Origin of the sequence: Luteolibacter algae, from assembly GCF_042683045.1 — a bacterium.
GTDB lineage: Bacteria > Verrucomicrobiota > Verrucomicrobiia > Verrucomicrobiales > Akkermansiaceae > Luteolibacter > Luteolibacter algae.
On the sequence record NZ_JBHUIT010000002.1, the window covers coordinates 713,899 to 737,423 of the forward strand.

Annotated in this window: 20 protein-coding genes; 13 read left to right on the forward strand and 7 right to left on the reverse strand. The window is 54.8% G+C overall.

Features of this window, described 5'->3' with window-relative positions:
* The first annotated feature begins 49 nt into the window (after positions 1–49).
* The 5 genes from ACFSSA_RS04250 to ACFSSA_RS04270 all read left to right on the forward strand — a co-directional run bounded on the left by ACFSSA_RS04250 (position 50) and on the right by ACFSSA_RS04270 (position 4,801).
* Entirely contained in the window at positions 50–340 is a 291-nt protein-coding gene (locus ACFSSA_RS04250) for a DUF3817 domain-containing protein (RefSeq protein WP_386818625.1), read from the forward strand.
* Between the two features lie 78 nt (positions 341–418).
* On the forward strand, positions 419–1,960 hold the full coding sequence (locus ACFSSA_RS04255) for a thiamine pyrophosphate-binding protein (RefSeq protein WP_386818627.1): 1,542 nt from the start codon (positions 419–421) through the stop codon (positions 1,958–1,960).
* Between the two features lie 89 nt (positions 1,961–2,049).
* Positions 2,050–2,316 carry an HPr family phosphocarrier protein gene (locus ACFSSA_RS04260; RefSeq protein ID WP_386818628.1) on the forward strand — a complete coding sequence of 89 codons (267 nt, stop codon included), beginning with the start codon at positions 2,050–2,052 and terminating at the stop codon, positions 2,314–2,316.
* Between the two features lie 14 nt (positions 2,317–2,330).
* On the forward strand, positions 2,331–3,425 hold the full coding sequence (gene leuB, locus ACFSSA_RS04265; protein WP_386818630.1) for a 3-isopropylmalate dehydrogenase: 1,095 nt from the start codon (positions 2,331–2,333) through the stop codon (positions 3,423–3,425).
* Positions 3,422–4,801: an efflux transporter outer membrane subunit gene (locus ACFSSA_RS04270; protein WP_386818631.1), complete on the forward strand. Its 1,380-nt coding sequence runs from the start codon at positions 3,422–3,424 to the stop codon at positions 4,799–4,801. The genes leuB and ACFSSA_RS04270 overlap by 4 nt, the downstream gene beginning before the upstream one ends.
* A 171-nt stretch (positions 4,802–4,972) precedes the next feature.
* On the opposite strand, the gene ACFSSA_RS04275 is transcribed toward ACFSSA_RS04270, so the two are convergent.
* The 3 genes from ACFSSA_RS04275 to ruvB are packed head-to-tail and all read right to left on the reverse strand — an operon-like array spanning position 4,973 to position 7,447.
* Positions 4,973–5,953: a 6-bladed beta-propeller gene (locus ACFSSA_RS04275; RefSeq protein WP_386818633.1), complete on the reverse strand. Its 981-nt coding sequence runs from the start codon at positions 5,951–5,953 to the stop codon at positions 4,973–4,975.
* A 30-nt stretch (positions 5,954–5,983) separates the two neighbouring features.
* A complete protein-coding gene (locus tag ACFSSA_RS04280) occupies positions 5,984–6,412 on the reverse strand; it encodes a Fur family transcriptional regulator (RefSeq protein WP_386818634.1) in 429 nt (142 codons plus the stop codon).
* Between the two features lie 3 nt (positions 6,413–6,415).
* On the reverse strand, positions 6,416–7,447 hold the full coding sequence (gene ruvB, locus ACFSSA_RS04285; RefSeq protein ID WP_386818636.1) for a Holliday junction branch migration DNA helicase RuvB: 1,032 nt from the start codon (positions 7,445–7,447) through the stop codon (positions 6,416–6,418).
* 106 nt (positions 7,448–7,553) lie between these two features.
* Here ruvB and ACFSSA_RS04290 point away from each other — a divergent pair, with 106 nt between their 5' ends.
* Positions 7,554–10,913 (forward strand): hypothetical protein, encoded by a 3,360-nt coding sequence (locus tag ACFSSA_RS04290; RefSeq protein ID WP_386818638.1) that lies wholly within the window; start codon positions 7,554–7,556, stop codon positions 10,911–10,913.
* A 68-nt stretch (positions 10,914–10,981) separates the two neighbouring features.
* Complete coding sequence (locus tag ACFSSA_RS04295; RefSeq protein ID WP_386818640.1) at positions 10,982–11,965, forward strand: prenyltransferase/squalene oxidase repeat-containing protein; 984 nt, start codon at positions 10,982–10,984, stop codon at positions 11,963–11,965.
* 32 nt (positions 11,966–11,997) lie between these two features.
* Here ACFSSA_RS04295 and prfA read toward each other — a convergent pair whose 3' ends face one another.
* From prfA to ACFSSA_RS04310, 3 genes are read right to left on the reverse strand one after another with little or no spacing between them, the layout of a single operon-like run.
* Positions 11,998–13,071 carry a peptide chain release factor 1 gene (gene prfA, locus ACFSSA_RS04300; protein ID WP_386818642.1) on the reverse strand — a complete coding sequence of 358 codons (1,074 nt, stop codon included), beginning with the start codon at positions 13,069–13,071 and terminating at the stop codon, positions 11,998–12,000.
* 37 nt (positions 13,072–13,108) lie between these two features.
* The gene (locus ACFSSA_RS04305; RefSeq protein WP_386818644.1) at positions 13,109–14,272 is read right to left on the reverse strand and encodes a class I SAM-dependent rRNA methyltransferase; all 1,164 of its coding nucleotides are present in this window, start codon (positions 14,270–14,272) and stop codon (positions 13,109–13,111) included.
* 55 nt (positions 14,273–14,327) lie between these two features.
* Complete coding sequence (locus tag ACFSSA_RS04310) at positions 14,328–15,137, reverse strand: class I SAM-dependent methyltransferase (protein WP_386818646.1); 810 nt, start codon at positions 15,135–15,137, stop codon at positions 14,328–14,330.
* A 170-nt stretch (positions 15,138–15,307) separates the two neighbouring features.
* On the opposite strand from ACFSSA_RS04310, the gene ACFSSA_RS04315 reads away from it, so the two are divergent.
* Genes ACFSSA_RS04315 through ACFSSA_RS04325 form a run of 3 tightly spaced genes read left to right on the forward strand, consistent with a single transcriptional unit; the run spans position 15,308 to position 17,840 of the window.
* Positions 15,308–15,838: an STAS domain-containing protein gene (locus tag ACFSSA_RS04315; RefSeq protein ID WP_386818648.1), complete on the forward strand. Its 531-nt coding sequence runs from the start codon at positions 15,308–15,310 to the stop codon at positions 15,836–15,838.
* Positions 15,839–15,846: 8 nt separating this feature from the next.
* A complete protein-coding gene (locus tag ACFSSA_RS04320; protein ID WP_386818650.1) occupies positions 15,847–17,289 on the forward strand; it encodes a PP2C family protein-serine/threonine phosphatase in 1,443 nt (480 codons plus the stop codon).
* 23 nt (positions 17,290–17,312) lie between these two features.
* A complete protein-coding gene (locus ACFSSA_RS04325) occupies positions 17,313–17,840 on the forward strand; it encodes a rhodanese-like domain-containing protein (RefSeq protein ID WP_386818652.1) in 528 nt (175 codons plus the stop codon).
* Between the two features lie 24 nt (positions 17,841–17,864).
* Here the strand turns inward: ACFSSA_RS04325 and ACFSSA_RS04330 are convergent, their stop codons facing one another.
* The gene (locus ACFSSA_RS04330; RefSeq protein ID WP_386818654.1) at positions 17,865–19,502 is read right to left on the reverse strand and encodes a peptide chain release factor 3; all 1,638 of its coding nucleotides are present in this window, start codon (positions 19,500–19,502) and stop codon (positions 17,865–17,867) included.
* 179 nt (positions 19,503–19,681) lie between these two features.
* Here ACFSSA_RS04330 and ACFSSA_RS04335 point away from each other — a divergent pair, with 179 nt between their 5' ends.
* From ACFSSA_RS04335 to ACFSSA_RS04345, 3 genes are all read left to right on the forward strand, one after another.
* Positions 19,682–21,343, forward strand: coding sequence for an HD family phosphohydrolase (locus tag ACFSSA_RS04335; RefSeq protein ID WP_386818656.1), 1,662 nt, complete (start codon positions 19,682–19,684; stop codon positions 21,341–21,343).
* Positions 21,344–21,374: 31 nt separating this feature from the next.
* The gene (ybeY, locus tag ACFSSA_RS04340; protein WP_386818658.1) at positions 21,375–21,839 is read left to right on the forward strand and encodes an rRNA maturation RNase YbeY; all 465 of its coding nucleotides are present in this window, start codon (positions 21,375–21,377) and stop codon (positions 21,837–21,839) included.
* A gap of 329 nt (positions 21,840–22,168) precedes the next feature.
* Positions 22,169–23,494 (forward strand): hypothetical protein, encoded by a 1,326-nt coding sequence (locus ACFSSA_RS04345; RefSeq protein ID WP_386818660.1) that lies wholly within the window; start codon positions 22,169–22,171, stop codon positions 23,492–23,494.
* Positions 23,495–23,525 lie beyond the last annotated feature (31 nt).

A 23,525-nucleotide genomic window follows, 5' to 3' on the forward strand; every position in this document is an offset into this window, starting at 1 on the left:
AAGATGACTTGTTTGCCGGGTTTCCCTCGATAACTCTCTCTGCGAAATCATGTCTTCAATTTTGTTGTTACGTTTGGCCAGTTTTGCGGAGGGGGTATCATTTATCGTGCTTCTGTATTTTGCGATCTATCACAAGCGGCTTCTCGGCGAGGCGGAAGCAATCCAGATTCCAGGAATGGTGCATGGAGGTCTTTTCGTGATTTTCTGCCTGCTTCTCGGGCTGGTGTGGATAGAGCGGAAATGGCCGCTTAAAAAGGTCGCCTTCGCGTTCATTTGCTCGCTGATTCCGTTCGCTCCATTTTATCTGGAGAGAAAGCTCAAGCAGGAGCCGGATGCCTGATCGCAGGGACGCTTCGCCATCGCGAATCCGCAGCGCGTTTTTGTTTGTCGGGAAAAGGGGATAGGCTAGACCTTGTGCGTGAACACTTGGGAAACGGCAGTTGGAATTCTGGAGCAGGCGGTCAAGGCGGGGACGGAGGAATTCGTCGTCTGCGGAGGGGCTCGCAATGCGGTGCTCCTGGAGGTGCTGGCAAAAATGGAAAACGCCGGAAAGGTAAAGATCTGGAGCCATTTCGAGGAGCGTTCCGCCGGTTTTTTCGCTCTTGGTCGGACGATGCAGACAGGAAGGTCCTGTGCGGTGGTCGTCACAAGCGGCACAGCGGTTGCCGAGCTTTTGCCATCCGTGGTGGAGGCTTACTATCAGGCGCGTCCCCTCGTATTGATTACGGCGGACCGCCCGGCTTCGTATCGTGGAAGCGGAGCCCCCCAGGCGATCGAGCAGGTAGGTGTCTTTTCATCGTATGCCGCAGCATCCTGGGAAGGCTGGGATGGGATGGCTCCATTGCACATCAATGTGGAGCTGGAGGAGGAGTTCGAAATCGGCGGAGATGATTTTTCCTCGCTGGAAGCCGGAGAGTTTTCCATCGACTACGGGCGTCCGCGGGTCGGGGAGCTTGCCCGCTGGCTGCGTGAGCGGACCTTGGGCGGTATGGTCGTGATGTTGGGCGATCTGGAGCTCTCAGAGCAGGAAGAAGTGTTTCATTTCTGTGAAGCGCTCGGGGCGCCCGTCGTTGCTGAGGCAACAAGTGGCCTGCGGGAAGCACTGCAGCATCTTCTGCTGGTAGAGGCGGATAAGATTTTGAAAGAAAATCCGCCGGAAAAAATCCTTCGACTCGGCGGTGTCCCCAGTTGCCGTTTCTGGAGGGATCTGGAGGGTCTCGAAAAAATCAGTGTCTGGTCCGTCTGTCGGAACGGGCTTCGGGGTCTTGGCCGGGAGGCAAATGTTTTGAAAGGGGCACTGGACCGGGTGCTGCCGGCGCTGGGCGAGATCGAAAAAATCGGTGACCGGGATGAATTGCTGGATGGTGTGGAAGGGCGGGGTATGCGGCTTGAGGAAAGCCTGGAGGCATTTCCCGATAGCGAGCCGGGCTGGGTGCGGACGCTATCTGTCTTTTCCTCGATTGGATCCGGCGTCTACCTTGGCAATAGCTTGCCTCTGCGGGAGTGGAATGCTTATGCCCAGTGGGAGCGTCCGGTGAGAAATGTCCGTGCAAACCGGGGCGCCAATGGAATAGATGGCCAGCTGAGCTCGTGGCTCGGGGTCAGTGCCGGCGAGGAAAATGCCTGGGGAATTTTCGGGGATTTGACCACTCTTTACGATCTCGCCGCCTTGAAATTGCTCCCACAAGTCGAGTGCCGCGGCCGTGTTCTGGTAGTGATCAACAATGGGGGCGGGAAAATTTTTGAGCGAGTGCCGCGGCTTGAGGGCATGAGCGACGCCGCGAAATCATGGATGGCAGCGGAAGCACCCGTCAATTTCGAGGCCTTGGCCCGCGCCTGGGGCATGGATTTCCAACGGGTATGTCGGGTCGATGAATTCGATGGTGTGATGGCGTTCGAACGCGCCGTGATGCTGGAAGTGGTGCCGGATAGCGCACAAACCGCAGCTTTTCTGCGCTGATTCAAGTGACACACGATGAAGATGGTTGAAAAATTACCTTGGAGGTTTGGGCTTCGTGTTTCTACTCTCCGGCACCGAGATTCATCATTATGCCAAGACAAGACTTTACGATTCTGAACAAACTGGGAATTCACGCACGCCCGGCTGCACAATTTGTCAAGATGGCAAACCGCTACCAATCCGACATACTCGTCGAGAAAGATGGGGAGGAAGTCGACGGTAAGAGTATCATGGGTCTCATGATGCTTGCCGCAGGTCACGGATCAGTCATCGGTGTAAGTGCTGAGGGCTCGGATGCTGATGCTGCGCTGGCCGCAATTGGTGATCTGATTGAACGCAAGTTCGAGGAAGAGTAAGAATTTCTAGTTTTATGTCGAAAATAACGATTTTATCGGGCGATGGGATTGGCCCGGAAGTGATGGAGCAGGCGCTGCGCGTGCTTGATGCGGTGGAGAAGAAGTTTGATTTTAAAGTCGAGCGTTCGGAGCATCTAGTGGGGGGCGCGGCGATTGATGCCACAGGCCACCCATTGCCACCAGAAACTGTGGCTGCCAGTGAGGCCGCGGACGCAATTTTATTCGGATCCGTAGGCGGCCCGAAATGGGAGAGCCTGCCTCCGGAAATACAGCCAGAGCGTGGAGCCTTGCTTCCCCTGCGCAAACACTTCGGCTTGTTTGCCAATCTCCGGCCCGGAGTTTGCCTTCCAGCCCTGACCGATGCTTCGCCCGTAAAACAAGAACTCATCGCCGATGGTTTTGATGTGCTCTGCGTTCGCGAGCTTACCGGTGGGGTCTACTTCGGCTCACCAAAAGGCAGGCATGAGGAAAATGGCGAGCCTGTTGCGCTCGACACAATGATTTATAAGAAAAGTGAGATCGAGCGTATCGCGCGAATCGCTTTCACCGCAGCCATGGGACGTAAGAAGCAACTGCTGTCCGTGGATAAGGCCAACGTGCTCGCCTCTTCCGTATTGTGGCGTGAGACAGTGATCGAGATCGCCAAAGAGTTTCCAGAGGTCGAGCTCTCCCATATGTATGTGGATAATGCGGCAATGCAGCTCATCCGTCGTCCGGGATCCTTCGATGTGCTGGTTACCGAAAACCTTTTCGGTGATATTCTCTCCGATGAAATGGCGATGATTTCAGGTTCATTGGGCATGCTCCCATCCGCTTCCCTGGGGCAGCAGAAGGACGATGGGCTCTACTTCGGTCTCTATGAGCCATCCGGTGGTTCCGCTCCGGACATCGCCGGACAAGGTATTGCCAACCCGATTGCGCAGATCCTTTCCCTCGGGATGTTACTTCGTTTTTCCCTTGGGAAAACCGAGGCTGCGGATGCTGTGGAAGCTGCAGTGGCAAAAGCGATTGCCGACGGTTTTCGCACCGGCGATATTGCGACCGGTAAGGCCGGGGAGCAAAAAGTCGGCACCGCGGAAATGGGAGATGCCATCCTCGCAAGACTGTGATCACACGCCAGTCCATCGCTCTCGGAGTTGCGCTTCTGGCTTTGTCCGGTTGCTCTCTGCAATCACCGGTGGACGATCTGGCGATCCGCACGCCTGGCAGCTGGTCGGAGGCGTCCAAAGGCAACGAAGGAAAAATCTCGACCGGCTGGCTTTCGAACTTTGATGATCCCGGCTTGAAGCGCAGCGTGAACAACGCGCTGCAGCATAACCGCTCTCTCAAAGCCGCCGCCGCCCGTTTGCGTGAGGCAAAGGAAACCACGATCATCGCCCGTGCCAACCAGCTGCCGCAGATCAATACCAGTGGACGGGGAAATTTGAGTGACAGTTCTGCGGACAGCCGCAGCCAGAGCTATGGGCTCAATCTCGCCGCATCCTGGGAGCCGGATCTGTGGGGGCGTTTGCGGGATCTGACCGCGGCGGCAGAGGCAGATGAGCGAGCCGCAATCGAGGATTTCCGCGGGGCTCGACTGTCGATTGCCAGCAATGCGGCAAAAGCATATACCAATTTGGTTTCGGCTGAGCAGGAGGTAGATCTGGCACGTTTCACCTTGGAATCTTTCCAGAAAAATCTGCGGATTATCGAGCGGAACTACCGCGCCACCGGTGAAGGTGCGCTGGATATCCAGTTTGCCCGCACCAACGTCTCATCCGCACAGCGTTCGCTGGAGGCCCGTCAGCTGGATCGCGGCGATGCGGCACGCACTCTGGAGGTGCTGGAAGGGAAATATCCCACAGGAACATCCCGTGCAGCCAGTGATTTACCGAATCTTCCCCGCTCGATTCCTGCCGGAATCCCGGCCGATCTGGTGGAGCGTAGGGCTGATCTGTCCGCGGCGCGCGCACGCCTGTTTGCGTCTGCGAAACGTGCTGACGCAGCCCGCAAAAACCTTCTTCCGAATTTCTCCCTTACTGGCTCCAGCGGCAATACCGGGGCACGTTTTGGAGATTTGTTGAATGTTGATTTTCTCATCAGCACGATCGCGGCCCGCGTGGACCAGGTGATTTTCGATGGTGGTGCTCTAGAGGCTCAAGCGCGCGGTGCGCTGGCCCGCAATGATCGACAGGTCAACGACTATGCCCAGCTTGCTTTGGTCGCTTTCCGTGAGGTGGAGGCGACATTGGCGGCTGACCGCTCCCTTGCGAAACAAGAAAAATTTCTACGCTCGGAGGTTGCTCAGGCAAGCCTTGCCGAAAAGCAGGCGGAGCGCGATTACGCGGAGGGGATCAATCCGAATATTCTCTCGGTTCTGGAAGCCCAACGCCGGGCGAACAATGCGCGTGCCGCTATTATCAGGCTCCGTAATCAGCGCCTGCAAAATCGCTTTGATCTATATCTCGCACTCGGTGGCGATTTTTCGACCGAGCCGAGCAAGTAAGAGGCTCTCAGACGGAATTTTTTCCCTGAGCGCAGTAGTCGTTTGAGGCGCCGATTACGGCCATTGGTGGAATCTCTGCCTGCCTCTGGAATGGCATAGAAAAACCTCCCCCGCGTGCTTTTGATTGGCTGCGGAGGAGGTGGAAGAAAGTAGCTTTGGTCGGGAAGAAAATTATTTTTTCACGTCCCAGCGAAGGATGCGTCCCCACTTATTCCACTCGGTGGTGATCACATCACCATTTGTATCAAAGGAGATTCCGTGTGGCGCGGTTGTCAGGCCTTCTTCCCATTTTTCGGGAGCGGTTCTATTGGTGTTGATGAGTTTCTTATCATCGTTTTTGCCAAGCTCGCTGACGATTTCACCCTCTTTGTCGAGGACTGTCACGCGGCCGGCGATTTCAGCGACACAGACGAGATCTCCATGGAAGTCAACCGCACTGGGACGGCGGAGATTCGTGGCAAAATCACCGATGACTTCCCCATCGAGTGAAAGGTGGACCAAGCGCCCATTGACGCGATCGCATACCAGCAGGCGGGCTGGCTCAAAACGTGGATCGATGGCGAATTTGTGGGCGTTGGCAAATTTCCATGGCTTCATCTTTCCGCCGATGCGTCTTTTATAATTTCCAGCTTTGTCAAAGATGAAGATCTTGTCTGAAGAGTAGCCATCGATGATGTAGATGTCCCCGTTGGGGGCAACATCGATATGGGTGAGCGCGAATTTGGTTTTGCCGTCCTTGCCTTTGGCTCCTTCCTCCGCCGGGAGCGCGGAAAGGGGAATCTCCATGACGATTTCCCCCGTGGTGGTGAGTTTCAGAGCGGCAGTCTTGGAATCTCCCAGGCAGGAAGCGTAGATGAAATCCTTGCCATCTTCCCGGACGATGGTGAAGCCGTGGTGATTGTTGCGAGAGTTTGGAAGATTTCTCAGATACTTGCCATCGGCGGTGTAGATCTGGATGCCATGTTTTTTACCGCCGGCAACGGAAACGTAGATCAAGCCATTGGAATCGACATCGATTTCGCCGTGCGAATCACCAATGTGCTCAAGGCCTTCCGGCATCGTGGGGAAATCTTTTTTAAAGTCATATTCATGGGCCGATGCCGAGCCGATGAACGCTGATGCGATGAATAAAGATAGGAGGGTTGGTTTCATAGAGTGGGAAAATGAATGTGAAGTGACCGCTCAAGCGCAGGCGGGGCAGGTCCCGAAAAACTCAAGCTCATGATACAGGCCTTTGTAGCCGGTTTTTTCACGAATCTCATCTTCCAGTTCGTGAACGGGGCAGGGTGCGCTGACGGCATCGATTTTACCACATTCTGTGCAGATCAGGTAGTCACTGTGCTTTCCTGGCTGTAAAAGCGTGAAATAGGCTGCCCGCTCATGCAGACCCAGGCGACGCAGGATGCCGTGCTCCGTCAAGCGCTGGAGCAGCCGGTAGACCGTGGCTTTGTCGCATTGGTCGGACAGTCGCTCGGAGGCGGCCAGCTCGGCGAGGGTCATAGGTCGATTGGCCTCGATCAGTGTGGAGATGAGTTCCTTGAGTGCCTTGGTGCGGCGGAGGCCCAGATCGCTGCAGCGAGTGAGGGTTTCTTGATGAAGGTTTTGGGACATTGCTTAAAAGAGTTTCGGCTGGGAGTCTTCCTGTTTCAAGGGTGGAGCCGGGGCTCCGATTTTTTTATAGGCTGCGGGAAGTGCGATTCGGCCGCGCGGGGTGCGCTGGACAAAGCCTTGCATGATCAGGAACGGTTCGTGGACTTCCTCCAACGTAGCGGCATCTTCGCCAACGGCAACTGCCAAGGAGTTCAAGCCGACAGGGCCGCCATTGAACTTGTAGATCATGGCCTCCAGCAAACGCTTGTCCATTTCATCGAGGCCGTCGGAATCGATCTCGATCATGGCGAGTGCTGAGGCGGCGTTCTCCTGGTCAATAATACCCGCGCCGCGGACTTGGGCGAAATCACGAACCCAGCGGAGCAATGCGTTCGCGACGCGCGGGGTGCCCCGCGAGCGAGCGGCTACTTCTAAGGCACCGGGACGATGAATTTCGACATCCAGGAGGCCGGCTGAGCGTTCGATGATGTCTGCAAGTTCTTCGCGGGTGTAATAATCGAGCCGGTTGATGAGGCCGAAGCGGGAGCGGAGAGGCGCGGTGAGCATACCCGAGCGGGTGGTTGCTCCGACGAGAGAGAAGCGAGGTAGATTGATTTGGATCGAGCGTGCTGAGGGGCCGGAATCGATGATGATATCCAGGCGGTAATCCTCCATCGCCGGATAGAGATATTCCTCAATCGCCGGATGGAGGCGATGGATTTCATCGATAAAAAGGATGTCTCCTTTTTGAATGTTCGTGAGAATGCCGGCAAGATCGCCTGCCTTTTCGATCTGCGGACCGGAAGTGGTGTGCATCTGGGTCCCTGCGGCACTGGCGATAAGATTTGCGAGAGTGGTTTTTCCCAGGCCCGGAGGGCCGGAGAGGAGGACATGGTCCAGGACATCGCCACGCCGCTTCGCCGCTTCCAGCATCAACAGGACGCGGTCTTTTACCTTTTCTTGTCCGATAAATTCTGAAAAAGCGGGTGGACGCAGGGAAACATCGAAGGGAGTGGGTGGTGTTTCCGTGGTTTGTTGATAGAAGTTCTCAGGCATTGGAAGCTGCGGAGATGTTCATCTGAATGAGAGTCGAGGAAAAGCCCCGAATGTTAAGCTGCGAAAATGATAAGACATGTGGTAAATTTCCGTTTAACTAGACCTGATGGGTGCCGCCAAAGAAATCGAAGCTAAACTGACCGAATTACGGAGAGGGATCCGCCGGGTGCAGTTGGTGCGCGGGGCATTGGTTCTGGCGACGGTTTTAGCCGGAGGATTATTGGCGATTATGGCCGTTGATTATCTTTTTGCGCCGCTTGGGAAGCTGGTGCGGGGAGTTTTGTTTGGGTGCTGGCTGGCGAGCCTTTTTTGGGCGCTGAAGAAGGGCTTCAGCCCCTTGTTTCGTAAGATCAGCCTGGTCCAGATAGCCCGCTGGATCGAGGTGCGACACCCCGAGATGGAAGAAAGGATCAGCACCGCAATCGAGCTGTCGAAGCGGGAGCATTCACATTCCGCCGGGCTGATTGAAGCGCTCGACGTCGCGGCCCGGCAAGATGCTGCCGGCCTCAGTGCGAGCGGGGAAATCAAGTCCGCTGGCACCTCCCGGAAATGGCTTGGACCTGCCATCGTTTCGGGCGGCCTGATGCTTTTGCTCATATTGGCGTGGCCCAGGCAATCAGGAAGACTGTTGCTCCGTGTCGTGATGCCATTCTCTGAAACGGGTAATGCCGGAGCGGGGGATTTTCTAATCGAGCCCGGCGAAATCGAGCTCCTGGAAGGCCGTGCGGTGGAAATCAATATCCGGCATGCCGGGGTGGAGAACGACGTGGAATTATGGATCCAGCCCAAGGGTAAAAAAGCATTTCCACAGACTCTGCGCGGAAGCAAAGGGGAGTTTCACTACGTGCTGGATCCTGTCCGGGAGTCTTTCCGTTACTATGCCCGTTCCGGTAAGTCCCAGAGCGATGTTTATCAGGTCTCCGTTGTCCCGATACCGGAGATCTCGAATCCCCAGGTGGTGTATGATTTCCGCAGCTACACGGGTTTGCCAAGATTTACAGGTCCGCTGGGTGATGGTGTGAATGTTCTGGAGGGGACACGGGTTACCTGGTCCGGGGTGTCCAGCTCGCATTTGGAATCCGCTCGACTGATGATCGGAGGGAAATCCGTGGCGGAAGGGGATCTGGAAACGACCGCCACGGGCACACGGATAAAGTTTTCCTGGGAAGCCGGGCGGGACATCTCAGGCACTGCAGTCGTAATGGCCGGGCATCGTCTGGGGAAGGGACTGGAGCTGATGAAGTTCCCTGTGGCCGTAATCGAGGACAGGGAGCCCGTGATTGATCTCCATACCCCAAGTCCCGAGGTGGTAACGGTGAAGTATGATCAGCGGGTGGAGCTGAAATACGATGTGGTTGAAGATTTCGGCGTCGCGAAGCTGCAAATGGAAATCGATGCCGGAGGGGACCGGCGGATGAGTTTGCCCAGGGAGCTGCCCAGGCACCGCGCGGGAAGTCAGCCCGGGAGGTTCGACGGTGAGAGCGTGGTGACAGTGGCGGATATTTTGGAGATTTTTCCGGGAGTGAAATCCGTGAGGTTACGTTTGATCGTGAGGGATAACCGTCCGTTTGAAGTATCCAGAGGGCCGGGAAGCGATGAATCACGATGGATTTCATTGAATTTCGATAACCGTGCGGAATCGCTCGCCCGGCAGGAGCTGCGGATTGAGCATGAGGGTGCCCGAAGACAGATTGAGGAGGCCTTGCGTGCTGCGCGGGAGGCAAAAAATCAGCTGACTTCCTTGGAAAAGGCAGTCGAAAAAGCCGAATTGAGTCAGGCGGAAGCGCAGCGGTTGGCACATGCGAAGAAGACTTTGATAGACACCAATGAAAGCTTGCTGGAGCTTGCGGAGAGAATGGTGGAATCAATTCATGCCAAAAAGGCGGAGAAGGTGGAATCGGCCGCCGATAAATTGTACAACGCAGCTTTTACCGCGGAAAACGCCGTGCGTAAGTCTCAAGAAAACCGAAGAAAGGCGATGCAACAGGCACGCGAAACTGCCGAGGCGGCGGTCCGGGATCTTGAGCAGATACGGGATGAGATAAACCGGGATCAACAGCGGATCGAGGATCTGGCAAAAGTCCAGGAGATGGCCCAAGCACAAGAGGAACTTGCTCGCCAAGCGGAGGAAAGCTTGAGACTGCCGTTGTCCGAAGAACAGCTGGCGGAGTGGCGTGAGCAGCAAAAAAAGCTGGAGCAACAACTTGCCATACAGATGAAGAACCGCCCCGAAGCTCTGGCGGAAGCACTATCGGAACAGGCTGAGAGAGCCACCGATTTGATGAAAAAGGCAGGGGCTCTTGCCGACTATCAAGCGATCCTGAAGGATCAGGCCGCAGCGGAATCGGGCAATGAAAAAGCAGCAGAGCCTCTGGCTGATTTTTTGCAGGCTGTGCTCGTGGCGGAGCAAAAGCACATTTTTGATGAAGTCCGCATGCAGTTGGACAAAGCCTTGCAACGCTCCTCCAGTATTGCCGATACCCTGCCTCTGGCGGCCGCGGCGGCTGATGGGACCCTGCAGCAAATAGCGGAGCAGGATTCCCCGGCTGCCTTGGAATATGCCATGGAAGCGAAGCGTGTCTTGGCCGGGACTGCCGCAGCCAGCGCTGAAATCGATCGGGAAAATGCGGAAGTCGGTTTCCTTGGTGCCCAAGTCCGGAAGGCGGAGCTGGAGTTTCTTGCAGAGCGGCAGGCAGCAGTTGCCAAGGTCCTGGAGGAGATGGCCGGCGGTGATCCTGGCGAGGCATTGAAGGCTGTCCAATCCATGCAGGCAGTGAAAACGGAGGAGCTAGCCGCGGCTTTGGACTCTGTCCCGATGATGGACTCGTCCGGGGAGATGATGAAGGCGATCAAAAATTCCGGGCAAGGTGCCAGATTGGCCGGAGAAGCTTCAAAACTAGCTGAGGGTGACAACCAGAAAATGGCCTCGGCACGCCACGGGCAGGCCAGCCAACATTTGCGCGAGACGGTCAAAAATTTGGAAAAAGCCGCCCGGAATTTAGCGGATGCCTCTCAGAAAGCGGCTGCCCGTGGGGAGAACCCACAGCAGGCACCACTTTCACCGGAGGAAATGGCGAAAGCTGCGGAGCAGGCTGCTCAGGCAGCGGCAAACCAGCAGCAGGCCATGGCTGCAGAAGCCGCGGCACAAGCAGCCGGGAGTCTTACCCGGGCGGCTGAGGATGCACGGGCTGAAATGAGTGGCCGGGCAAGCTCCGGATATGCGAGGGAAGCGCAGGATGCACTGCGGGATACTCCCGGCGCAATTCCGGGAGGCATGGGAAGCAGAGAAGAAACCGCCAGTCCCGGAATTCCTCCACAAATGGAAAGGCTCGGCATTTCTTCCGATGATTGGGTGAAAATCCGTGCAACCCTGTCCTCCGACCGTAGTGGTGGGGGAGTTGATGGAGTGCCGGCGGAATACAGGGCGCTGGTGAGGGACTATTTTGAATCCATGTCTAAAAAATGATTTCCGGGATGAAATGTTTCCTTGCTGCCTGCCTATTTCTGATTTGCCCCATTTCTCATGCCGGAGAGATGGATCCGATTTTCACGGAGTGGAAAAGACAGGTGGATCCGGCGATCGAGTCCGCTCTGGATTACCTGGCGTGTTCCCAGAAAGAAGACGGATCGTTTCCCTCGAACTTTGGTGATTCCACAGGAATTCCCGCGCTTGTCGGGATGGCTTTTCTCTCCAAAGGGCATTTACCGACCGATCCCACCTATGGAGCCACGATCAACCGTTGTCTGGATTTTATTCTGGCAAACCAGAAGCCGGACGGGGTGCTCCACAAGGGCCATGCGGGTAGTGGGCCGATGTATGCCCATAATATCGCCACATTGTTTCTGTCGGAGGCCAGTGGCCAGGTGGATCCGCTGAGGCAGGAACGTATCGATGATGTTTTGCCGCGTGCTCTCAAGTTGATCCTTGAGGCCCAAGCCGTCAAAAAGGATGAGAACAACCGCGGCGGCTGGCGTTATCATCCGAATTCCAGGGACAGCGATACTTCCTGCTCGGGCTGGGCGTTGATGGCACTTAGATCGGCGAAGCTGAACGGAGCGGCAGTTCCCGATGAGTCCATCCTGGCAGCTTTGAATTACCTGAAACGGCATCAGAACAAAGATTCGGGAAGTTTCGGCTATACGGATACGACACGAAACGGAAAAACCCTTACGGGCATGGGACTCCTTTGCCTGGAGCTATGTGGCGAGCATAATTCTGCGGAGTCTTTCAAAGCCGCCCAATTCGTCATGAGCACGTTCCGCACGCTTCCCGGCACCCAGCATGAGTTCTATGGGAATTACTATAATGCCCAGGGAATGTTCCAACTCGGTGGGCGCTACTGGTCTGAATACGCGGAATGGATGTATGAAACCTATCTTCAAAAGCAGGCTGGCGATGGTTCCTGGGATTCCCGCGATGCCGGGCCGATCTATGGCACGGCGATCATGACACTCGCCTTTACCGTGCCCTACCGGCAGCTACCGATTTACCAACGGGATGAAACCGTGGACGAGTGAGTCGCCGTTTCCGCCTATTCATAGGGGCTTCATCACATTCCAGCTTCCGCCAGGCGTTCCGCCATTTCTGATTTCATAAGCTCCGCCGTGAGCTCTCCCAGGTCGCCTTCCATGATGGCTGAGAGATTGTGCGAGGTGTAGCCAATACGATGATCGGTAACGCGGCTCTGAGGGAAGTTATAGGTCCGGATCTTCTCCGAGCGATCCCCGGAACCGATCAAGGAACGACGGTTCTCGGAATACGCGGATTGCTGCTCCTGAAGCTTCCGCTCATAGAGACGTGAGCGCATGATCTGAAGAGCCATTTCCTTGTTTTTCGTCTGGGAACGGCCGTGCTCGCAGCGGACGTAAAGACCGGTGGGAAGGTGGAAAATCTGGACTGCGGAATCGGTGGTATTGACGTGCTGGCCACCTGCACCGCCAGAGCGGCAGACCTCGATGCGAAGGTCCGATTGCTTCATCTCGATATCGATCTCCTCCGCTTCGGGGAGGACTGCGACCGTGATGGTTGAGGTATGGATGCGGCCCTGGGTCTCTGTGGCCGGCACACGCTGCACGCGATGCACGCCTGACTCGTATTTCAGATGGCGGAAAACCTCATCACCTGTGACTTTCAGGATCACTTCCTTGAATCCGCCGACTTCGGATGGAGAGCTTTCGAGATGCTCGGTTTTCCAGCCTTTCGCATCTGCGTAGCGCTGATAGAGACGCAGCATTTCTCCGGCAAAAAGCGATGCTTCATCCCCGCCCGCACCGGCGCGGATTTCCACCAGGGCATCGCGATCTTCATTCGGATCGGCGGGAAGGAGCGCGTATTGCATGTCTTCCCGGAGTTTGATCAGAGATGTTTCGAGCTCGGGAATTTCCATCGCCGCCATTTCAGCCATTTCAGGATCATCGGATTTGGCGAGTTCCTGGTTTTCGAAAAGCTGGGTTTCGGTCGATTTCAATGTATCCCATAGCTCAAGCGTTTGCTGAAGCTTGCGGTGCTCGCGGAGGATTTCCGTAGCTCGTTTGGGATCGTTGAAAAGCTTGGGATCGCCCACAGCTTCCTCAAGTTCGGCGAAGCGGTCCTTACGTTTGGCGATGAGTTGCGTGTAGTCCATGGGAGAAAATGCGGTCGGTGGGGATTTTGTGAAACGCTTATCTGGTGGCGATCAGTTGTGAGGTGAAGCCTTTCAGGTAGGAGGTCTCAGGAATGGTGATAAGCACCGGGTGGTCGGCCCGTTGATGGTGCTCGGCTACCAGGCGGAGTGACTTTTTGGCATCGACGGAAGCATCTGCGATATTACTCAGGAAAAGCTCCCTCGAAGCGTGATGCGAGCAACAGAATGTGGAGAGGAGTCCTCCTTTTTCCAGTAGCTTGAGTGCGCGCAGATGAATTTCCTTATAGCCGCGCATCGCATCCATCAGAGTTTTCTTATTTTTTGTAAACGATGGTGGATCCAGGATGATAAGGTCGTATTCCGCTTTGGCGGTTTTGAGAAAATCGAAAACATTTGCTTCGATCACCTCGACCTCCAGGCCGTTGAGTTCCGCATTCCTGCGGGCGGATGTGCAGGCGGATGCTGAGATATCGACAGCGGTGACTTTTGCAGCGCCCGCTTTCGCGCAGGCGAGGGCGAAGCCGCCCTGGTTTGTGAAGCAATCCAGAACGCGGAGTCCTTTGGACATTTTCGCGACTTCTGTGTGGGCTTGCAGCTGATCGAGATACAAGCCGGTTTTCTGCCCATCGATCAGGTCGATCTCGTAGCTCAGGCCATTGGCCTCCACCGTGAATGCGCCGGGGTTACTGCCGTGAAGTAGTTCGATGGTTTGTTCCATTCCCTCCGCCTTGCGGGAAGGTGAATCATTGCGGAGTGTGATGGACTCTGGAGCGAGTAGCTCGATGAGTGCCTGGCAGATAAGGTCCTTACGCAAATCCATCGCAAGGGTGAGCGTCTGCACGGCAAGGTGGTCTCCGTAGCGATCCACAATCAGCCCCGGAATACCGTCCGATTCAGACCAGACGATGCGGCAAAGATTGATATCGAGTCCTTCGAAACTTTTGCGTAGCTCGATGGCTTGGCCGATACGGCGGATGAAAAAATCCAGATTCAGGTCCTGGCGTCTGCGCGAGAAGCGGCGGGCCACGATTTGGGATTGTGGATTATAGATGGCCGTGCCGAGGGGGCGATCCCGGAAATCCTTGAGCGTGATGACATCTCCGGGCTCCGGATTGCCGAAGGATTTTTTTATTTCAGAGGCGTAGACCCATTCGTGGCCGTGGAAGATTCTGGCGCGAGGGGCGATGATAAGACCGGGCATGTCGGGAACTTCAATTTTCGAAGTTGAAACTACAAGGAAGAAAGCGACTGCGGTCTCAAGGTTTTCTGAAAACGAGTAAATGCTGCCATGGTAGGGAATCAATGTTCTCGACGAACTCGAACCCCAGTGCCTGGAATTCCTTTCTGGCCTGTGCTTCCGTCATCTTGTGCAGGTGCTTGATGGGGACGGCCGGATCTTCCGCCCGGTATTCCAGAAGATATACTGTGCCGCCGCTTTTAAGCGCGGTATGGAGTGAAGCTAGCATTTCCGCAGGGTGGGAAAATTCGTGGTAGGAATCGACAAGTAGTGCTGCGTCCAGGGTCCCGGGAGGGAGCTTTATGGAATCTACGGCTCCCAAATGAGGCTCGACATTCGGGAGTGCCAGTCTGGCTGCCCCGGCGCTGAGGTGTGTAAGCATTTCCTGCTGGATGTCCACGGCGATCACTTTTCCCAAGGGGACTTTCGGCGCGATGCGGAAACTATAGTAACCGGAGCCCGCGCCGATATCCGCGATGACGGTTTCAGGAGAGAGGTCCAGAAGCGCGATGGCATTGGACGGAGCTTCTTCTTTCTCCCGCTCGCTGCGCTCAAGCCACCCGATTCCCGGATGACCCATCACCTGGGAAATTTCCCGGCCCATGAATATTTTCCCGATCCCGTCAGGAGAGGCTTCGGCAAAAGTGTATCCGGGAGACCCGTCTTGCTGGCGGGTTTCCTTAGCCACAGCCATGGCTTCCACCGGGCTTCCGGGGGCGGGCTGGTCTGCCGGCAGCTTCGAGCGGACCTCATTCCGCAGCAGGGTGAGCGGGATCAGAAAAATCGCGAGGAGAATGATCGGAACCAGTATGAGAAAACGTGACTTCATGGTGTGAACTACCGCTCAATCTAAAGGGTATTGGGCGGTGCGGGAAGTTTGTTCGAGTGCGGCTTTGTTGTTTGCGGGAGGGAATTGGCCGAATTTCCGTAAGAGGTTGACCGCATCAGAATAGGAGCATAGATTTCAAGTAATCGCCGTTGAACATCGGCATTCATTTCGTGTCTAACGATAGTCCAATAAAAGTAGGTAAATTTGAAGGCTTCAGCTGGATTCGCTGCGAGGGTAAAGGCTCCTTCCTGAACAGTCCGGCAATGAAGGAGTTCGGTGAATCGAGGATCAAAAGCGGTGAAAGCTGTCTGGTGATCGATCTTGAGGCGTGCACTGGCATGGACTCGACTTTCATGGGGACCATGGCTGGGCTGGCTACCAGAATCGCGGAGAAAAATGGTGCGTTGCAAGTGGCGAATGCCGGCGAGAAAAGCTGTCACTCGCTGGAGGATCTGGGACTGGATTTCCTGATGGAGATTAATCCCGGGAACTCGGTGTGGCATGATGTGGCGGAACAGGCACAGGATCTGCTGAAACCGAAAATAGCAGGTATGAAAGCAGGAACCGTTTTACACACCCGCCACGTGCTGGAGGCTCATGAAATCCTGGCTGATGCCAATGATGGCAATAAGAAGAAATTCTCCGCGGTGGTAAAGATGCTGGGTGACGAGCTGGAGGAAAAATCCGGGAAGGCCCGCTGAGATTGATCATGGATGAATCCACTCTGTGGTTGATAGGCGCGTCTACTCTGATGGCGGCCGTTCTGTTGAAAGCTCTTCTCCGGCAGCGCAGAAAGGCAAAACGTATCCGCCATGAGTTCCTTCAAATGGAACACGAGGAGGAAAGGATGTTTACCTTTCTTCACGATCTGGGATCGGCGATCGGGAGCGAGCCCACAGACGGTGCGCTTTCACGCATGATTGTGGAGGGAGTGCTGAAGGTGGTGGGCGCACGCGGTGGTGCGGTTTACTATTTCTCCTCGGATAGCGAGCAACTCATTCCTGCATACGTTTCCGATGAATGCCCGCCTTTGATTGGTGTGCCGGACGAGGTTTGGGAGAAAGCGGAAACGGATCCCCGTGCTTTGGATAGTCATCAACGGCTGGCCAGGGTGGCCGCGAATGAGGGGCTGATCGGATTTGGAGCAGCCATGGCGGAGGCACTGCATGTGGAAAATCTGTCCGAGCACCCGAAGTTCCACGGTCATGATAGCGAATATACCGATCAGGTTTCAGCGATGCTCTCGCCACTGCGGTATGCGGGAAAGAACCTCGGGGTCCTGGTGGTGACGCGAAAGCATGAGGACGGGAGATTTTCCAAGAATGACTTTGCGGTATTCCGTTCTGTCGCCGAGCAGTCGGCCTTTGCGATAGGTAACGCCAGGGTGCATCGCGACGCGAATGAGAAGAAAGCGATCGAGGGGGAGCTGAGAAATGCGCGGGAGGTTCAGCGGGTTCTCCTGCCTCAAGAGGATCCGGTCGTGCGTGGCTTCCGGGTGAATGGGACGAACCTACCGGCAAAAATCATTAGCGGGGATTACTACGATTATATTGAGCTGGGCGAGGGCAAGCTTGGCGTGGTTGTCGCGGATGTATCTGGAAAGGGAGTTCCTGCGGGGCTCTTGATGGCCATGTGCCGCAGTTTGTTAAGGGCGGTCTCCCTTACGAATGCCTCGCCTTCCATGGTGCTGGCAGCGGTGAATCGTTTCCTTTTTCCGGATATCCGGGAGGATATGTTCATCAGCCTGATCTATGGAGTGCTCGATCCCGAAACCGGGACGTTGACCTTCGCCAGAGCAGGGCATGATCCGGCGTTGGTCTTCAGAAAAGCCAGCAATGAAGTGGAGGTTCTGCGCCCAAAAGGCCTGGCTCTCGGCATAGACGGAGGTGATGTTTTCGAGCGCGTGATGCGTGACGAAACCGTGAAGCTGGAATCGGGCGATTGCGTGCTGTTTTTTACCGATGGGGTCAAAGAAGCAATAAATCAGAATGATGAGGAATTCGGCATGGAGCGGTTGGCAGAAGTGTTCCGCGGGATCGCGGCACTTGGGGCGGAAGCTGTGGTTGCCCGGATATTGGAGGCGGTGAACGACTTTACCGGAGAAGGTCCCCAGATGGATGATGTAACGATCGTGGCCATCGAAAAGCGATAGTAGCGCAATTTTAAATAAAGAATATGGATGTGGAAACAACGATGGGAGAGGTGATGGCAGCAATGCCGGGAGCACGGCGGGCCTTGTTTGCGAAGTATCATTTAGGTGGCTGCCAGAGCTGTGCCTTCGATGATGGGGAAAGCCTGGCAAAACTGTGTGAGCGGGCTGAACTAGACGCTCCAGAGGTATTGGCCCATCTTCTGGCCAGCCATGAACATGATCTGACCATGCTGATGGAGCCGGAGGCGGTGAAGGCGCGGATCGATGGCGGTGAAGAAATCCATTGGGTGGATATCCGCACGCGGGAGGAGTTCGAAGCGGTAAGAATTCCCGGAGCGGAATTCTTCAATCCCGCACTTCAGGATAAAATTTTCACAGCGAAGCCGGGTGGCCTGGTTGTGCTATATGATCATACCGGGAAATACGTGCTCGATCAGGTCGCATGGTTTCGCGGGCACAAGATCGCCAATGCCTTTGGACTCACCGGTGGGATTGATGCCTGGAGCCAAAAAGTGGATCCAAAGATCATGCGCTACCGCGTGGAGGTCTAACCGAGGCTGAAGCGCATCATCCGACTATATCGGAGCAAATGGCTGCTCTGAAATGATCCAATCCTCGTTTTTCTCGGAGAAAGTCTTCATCGCCCAGTCACTTGGAAATAGCGCCACCAGCCAATTGTTCGAGTCTCTTGCAAGCGCAGTCCCAAGGGAGAGGGCGGGGCGTGCATCGGGTGCTTGCGGGTCACCTTCCTTGGGTTTCAGCCAGCGGGCGATCGACCAATCCGCGGATTCGATACGGGTCTCCGCCGCATATTCTCCCTGGAGGCGATGCTGGAGGACCTCGAACTGAAGCGGGCCAACGGCGCCGAGCAGGACGCTGGAGGAGGGGCCGCTGGAATCAAGAAGTTGAAACTCGGAAGCCACGCCTTCCTTCAGAAGCTGCTGGAGACCATCCCGGAAACGTTTGTATTTCGCCGTGCTTTTGTTGGTGAGATAAGAGAAACATTCCGGCGGGAAGCGGGGGATCTCATCGAATTTTACTTCCGGAGACGAAGCCAGGGTATCGCCGATCAGTAGATCGTAATTTCCGACGAGCCCGACAACGTCTCCCGCAAAGGCGTCGTCCACGGTCTCCCGGTCACGGGCAAAAAGCCGCTGTGAGTTTGCCAGGCGGACATTGTCACCGGTGCGGGTGTTGAAGACATTCATATCCCGCTCGAACTGACCCGAGACAATGCGGATGAAAGCGATCCGATCGCGGTGCTTCGGGTTCATGTTTGCCTGGATTTTGAACACGAACGCGGAGAATTCCTTGGAAGCCGGGTGGACCGGATGCTGCTCGCTCTCGCGTGGAATCGGTGGTGGGGAAAGCTCTAGAAACCGATCCAGAAGCAACTGCACGCCGAAGTTGTTCGCCGCGGATCCAAAGAAAACCGGAGTCAGTCTTCCAGCCAGCACCTCTTCCACATCGAAATCGGCACCCGCGCCTTCGAGTAGCTCCAGCTCATCGCAGACCTGGCTGTAGGTGATTTCATCGACGGTGTTTTTAACGCTTTCATCCTCAATACCGGAGACGTTCACCGGGGCGCGGAATGAGCCGTGGACAGTCCTTTCGAAAAGATGAACTTTCTTGTTTTCTCTGTCGTAAACGCCTTTGAAGCGGGGCCCGTCGCCCAGTGGCCAATTGACCGGAAATGCGGCGATTCCGAGCACGGACTCCAATTCGTCCAAGAGATCAAGCGTAGGCCGTGCGGGCCGATCCAGCTTGTTCATGAACGTGAAAATCGGCACTCCGCGGCGGCGGCAGACCTCGAAAAGCTTCCGGGTTTGGGCCTCGATGCCCTTACCGGCATCCACGACCATGACTGCCGCGTCCACGGCAGTGAGCACCCGGTAAGTATCTTCCGAGAAGTCTTTGTGCCCCGGGGTATCGAGAATGTTGACCACGCAGTCCTTGTATTCGAACTGAAGGACGGTGGAGGAAACGGAGATTCCACGCTGCTTTTCCAGTTCCATCCAGTCGGAAGTGGTGGAACGTTGGTTTTTTCTAGCAGTTACCGATCCCGCCAGGTTCAGTGCGCCACCATAGAGGAGGAATTTTTCCGTGAGGGTCGTCTTTCCGGCATCCGGGTGGGAAATAATCGCGAATGAGCGGCGGCGGGACACTTCCTTTTGAAGTGCGGGTGAAGGAGTAGCGTATGCGGAAAGGGACATGGACTGGCGCGATGGAATAAGCGTTATGCCTGGAAAGGTCAACCTCGGGCGATTTCGCACGTTTTCCCGGTCCCGTGGAGCTCTAAAATGCGCATTGCCATTGGGGGTTGCGGGCGCTAGGTTCTCCGCCCGCCACGGGGTGCCAACGGGCTCCGGGTGTAATAACAAAAATCTATATTTTGGGATTTCTTGATAGCATCAAGCGCTGGCGTCTGGCCAAACGGGGTTTTTCCGCAGGGAGAAAACGAAGGGTTCATGGCGATAGCGCAGCTGTGCAGGCATTGGAAGATAGCGATTTCGTAAAACTTGCCCTGTATATTGCATTTGCGGTCACTTCCGCGGTTTTGGTCCTGAAAGCGTCTCCGGGAGCGACCTTTGCCTCGGATCCTTTCAAGGGCATGCTTTATGGCTTCGCGTTGGCGCTGACGGCGCTGGCGATGTTCCATGTGGGGCATCAGCAGGCATGCCGGAGAAATAGCCGGGTAGTGCTGGTTTTGGGAGGCTTGATCGGCCACTTGCTTGTTGTCCGGCTGGTCATGATTCTTGCTGATGCGGGAACGATCAAGGAAACCTACCGTTACCTGTTCGTGCCTTTTGCGCTGGCGCCGATGCTGATGGGAATTCTTCTGGGAAGGACCGTAGGGGCGTTCGCCGCTGTCTACGTTAGTCTTATCGGCAGCCTTCTGGTTCCCTCGGGAGATGTGATGAATTATCTGATCGTCAGTCTCGTGGCCGGAATGACTGCTGTGCTGTGCACCGATAGAGTGCGGAAGCGTATACAGCTTTTCCGATCCGGAATTTACGTGGGGCTGGTGATGGTTTTGCTCGCGCTTGTTCTGGGCAAACTTGATGCGCTTGCCGTTTTCGGGCCGGAATCGATCAACAAACTACAGGTTCTCGGCGCTGGCAGCGGGATTGCTTTTGCCACCGCCTTAGCCACGGCAATGTTGATCAGCGGATTTCTCCCGATGTTTGAGGGGATGTTCCACCTGACGACCGATATCAGCTGGCTGGAGCTCAGCGATCTGAATCACAAACTGCTCAAACAAATGCAGCTGGAAGCACCGGGAACGTTCCACCACAGCCTGGTGGTTGCGGCTCTTTCCGAGGCTGCTGCGGAAAAAATCGGAGCAAACGCGCCGATGTGTCGGGTTTGCGCTTATTTCCACGATGTAGGGAAACTGAAAAAGCCCGGATATTTCATCGAAAACCAGCATGACGAGGGTGAAAACCCTCACGACGCTTTGACTCCCACGATGAGCGCCCTGATCATCACCGCGCACGTAAAGGACGGGATTGATCTGGCAGTGAAGCACAAGCTGAATCCACGGATTATCGAGGTAATTCAAGAGCATCACGGTGATTCTCTGGTTTACTTTTTCTATCGCAAAGCGCAGGAACAGAAAAAAGCGGAGATGGAAAAGGTCGACCGCCGCCTGGAAAATCCGGAAGATCTACCGAAGGTGGAAGAAAAGAATTTCCGTTATCCCGGCCCGCGGCCGAGCACACGCGAGAGTGGGATCATCTGCCTGGCGGACACCATCGAAAGTGCCTCACGGACTTTGCGTAAGCCGACTCCTGCGAAGATCCGTGCACTTGTCGAAGAACTCGTCCGGGCGAAGATCAATGACGGCCAGCTTGATGATTGTCCGCTTACGCTCGGTGAGCTGGCACAGGTGAAAGAGAGTTTCTCGAAAACTTTGCGCAGCATGCTCCATAGCCGTATCGACTATCAGAAACCTCCGGAGGATAAAAACGGCTCCAAGCGGTCCTCTGGTCCCAACCGGGAGTCCCGCGTGGACGGTGGCAGATTGACGACTGTGCGGGAGCGTAGCAATTGATCCATTTCTATAAAATTGAGGATTCAGTCACATGTCTTTGGAAATTATCATTGGAAATCATCAAAGTGCGGTCGAAGTCCCATTGTCCTGGCTCACTGCTCTGGAAGACATTGGTGACGAAGCCGCCGGTCTAGCACTTGAAGTAGCCGCGCTCGAGGACAGCCCGCTCGCTCATCTGGCGACTTTGGAGGTCGCTCTCGTGGATGACGAAACCAGCGCCCGGGTTCACATGGACTTCATGGAGATACCCGGCGCTACGGATGTGATCACCTTCCATCATGGCGAAATCGTCATCGGCACAGAAGTCGCGCAGCGACAGGCGAAAGAATACGGCGAGCCCTACGGGCGTGAGATCCTCCGCTACTTTATCCACGGTTTGCTGCATCTCGCCGGTCATGAAGACGCGGATCCCGGAGAGCGAAAAACAATGGAAGCCGCACAGGAGAAAATCGTCGCACATTTCTGGACGAAATGTCTCTCAAGCAAGCTGGTTTGAGTGGTTCCGGGTTTATGATCGTGGGGCTGCTAGATTATATTGGGCTTTGATGTCTTTTTCTGTGCGTGGCCGATTTTCTATAATATAAGTTCTTGATTGTTTTAGGTGTGATGAGTAATCACTCTATTTAGTTGGTTCCCGTCAAGGTATCTTGGTGGGTGAGCTGATTTTTTCGTTTGAATTGAGAGAATATGAAAAACCTACATTTATCCCAAGTGGTGACAATTATCTCGTGTGTTGTCGTTACTATATCAGTCTCTAAGGCGGCGACAACGCTAGGGGGAGATTATTATATCGTTGCTCAGTCAGGAGAACCTGGGGATTTGTAGGTGTCAGGCGATTTGAGTGTAGTAGGGGGATTAGATTTCGGGATAGCTGTGAGTTCTGCTGTCGCTGCCGTGCAGTTTAGTTATTTTGGTCTTGATCAGAAAATGGCGACTTTCGACATTTCTGATGCTGGCGGGAGCTTTCTCTGGAGGCAGTCTGCCAAATGGACTGCTAAAAACAAGATGCTGCTCAATTCAAGCAATGTTCTTTCCTTGTATAAGGGAAGCGGTGATGTGGAGGGATTTATTTTTAATCCTAACAATGGTAGGATTACTGTCAGTGGGGCGTTCGGTGGAATATATTCAAATTCCACTCCCATATTAAAGCTGGATAATAACGGCTTGGTTTCCTTTGGTGCTCAGCCGATGCGTGTGTCCAATTCTGTTTCCTCGGATTCATCGTGGTCGGGTGCCTTCACTGTTGCTGGGGGGATTGGAGTCGGTAAAGACTCGTTTATCAATAATGTGCGTTTAGGTCGAGGAAATGGAAATGATGTAACTAATACGACTTTTGGTTATTCGTCGCTTACTGCGAATACGACGGGAGTAAGAAATACAGGTTTTGGGATCTCTGCACTTACAGCCAACACCGTAGGTAGCGGTAATACTGCCGGGGGGGCTTATGTGCTACGTGCAAATACCACAGGTTCTGGTAATACCGCATTTGGGAGTACAGCGATGCAGGAAAATACTATTGGAGCGTCTAATAGTGCGTTCGGAGAAGCTGCTTTACGTGAAAATAAAACGGGCTCAGAGAACGTTGGTCTCGGTAGTAACGCGTTGAGGTTCAATAAAACAGGTTCAAAAAACGTATCTGTCGGCCAAGATAGTTTGAAGCTTAATAGTGAGGGCTCTCAGAATGCTGCTCTGGGGGTAGGAGCACTTTCGAATAATCGGACCGGTGATGGGAATTTAGGGCTAGGCTCCCTCGCTTTGGCTAGAAATTCAAGCGGGGAAGGGAATGTTGGTGTGGGTAGTGGAGCGCTTGGATTTAACTACACCGGTGATGGCAATACTGCGATCGGCACGGATGCGGGAAAATTCCTGGTAGATGGCTCTACTGGGATGAGAGATGGAGACGATAATGTTTTTTTAGGTTCGCGAACACGTGCCAGTTCAATTTGGGAAAATAACGCTATCGTTATAGGTGCATCGGCACGTAGTGAAGGCTCAAATACCACCGTAATCGGGAACGATGAAACGATCCGCACCCATCTCCGTGGCGAGACTGTGGCTGATTCTCTTAGAGTCACTGGAAAGTCTACTATTAGCGGGCAGGTGATGATTGAGCAGGTGCAAGGTGATATTTCCATGGGCGTATACCAGTAATCATTGTTCCGACTTTCTGCGTAAAACCCAC

Coding starts and splice junctions, on each gene's coding strand:
- ACFSSA_RS04250 (WP_386818625.1), top strand. CDS start 50: ATGTCTTCAATTTTGTTGTTACGTTTGGCCAGTTTTGCGGAGGGGGTA.
- ACFSSA_RS04260 (WP_386818628.1), top strand. CDS start 2,050: ATGCCAAGACAAGACTTTACGATTCTGAACAAACTGGGAATTCACGCA.
- leuB (WP_386818630.1), top strand. CDS start 2,331: ATGTCGAAAATAACGATTTTATCGGGCGATGGGATTGGCCCGGAAGTG.
- ACFSSA_RS04275 (WP_386818633.1), bottom strand. CDS start 5,953: ATGAAACCAACCCTCCTATCTTTATTCATCGCATCAGCGTTCATCGGC.
- ACFSSA_RS04280 (WP_386818634.1), bottom strand. CDS start 6,412: ATGTCCCAAAACCTTCATCAAGAAACCCTCACTCGCTGCAGCGATCTG.
- ruvB (WP_386818636.1), bottom strand. CDS start 7,447: ATGCCTGAGAACTTCTATCAACAAACCACGGAAACACCACCCACTCCC.
- ACFSSA_RS04290 (WP_386818638.1), top strand. CDS start 7,554: ATGGGTGCCGCCAAAGAAATCGAAGCTAAACTGACCGAATTACGGAGA.
- ACFSSA_RS04295 (WP_386818640.1), top strand. CDS start 10,982: ATGGATCCGATTTTCACGGAGTGGAAAAGACAGGTGGATCCGGCGATC.
- prfA (WP_386818642.1), bottom strand. CDS start 13,071: ATGGACTACACGCAACTCATCGCCAAACGTAAGGACCGCTTCGCCGAA.
- ACFSSA_RS04305 (WP_386818644.1), bottom strand. CDS start 14,272: ATGCCCGGTCTTATCATCGCCCCTCGCGCCAGAATCTTCCACGGCCAC.
- ACFSSA_RS04310 (WP_386818646.1), bottom strand. CDS start 15,137: ATGAAGTCACGTTTTCTCATACTGGTTCCGATCATTCTCCTCGCGATT.
- ACFSSA_RS04320 (WP_386818650.1), top strand. CDS start 15,847: ATGGATGAATCCACTCTGTGGTTGATAGGCGCGTCTACTCTGATGGCG.
- ACFSSA_RS04325 (WP_386818652.1), top strand. CDS start 17,313: ATGGATGTGGAAACAACGATGGGAGAGGTGATGGCAGCAATGCCGGGA.
- ACFSSA_RS04330 (WP_386818654.1), bottom strand. CDS start 19,502: ATGTCCCTTTCCGCATACGCTACTCCTTCACCCGCACTTCAAAAGGAA.
- ybeY (WP_386818658.1), top strand. CDS start 21,375: ATGTCTTTGGAAATTATCATTGGAAATCATCAAAGTGCGGTCGAAGTC.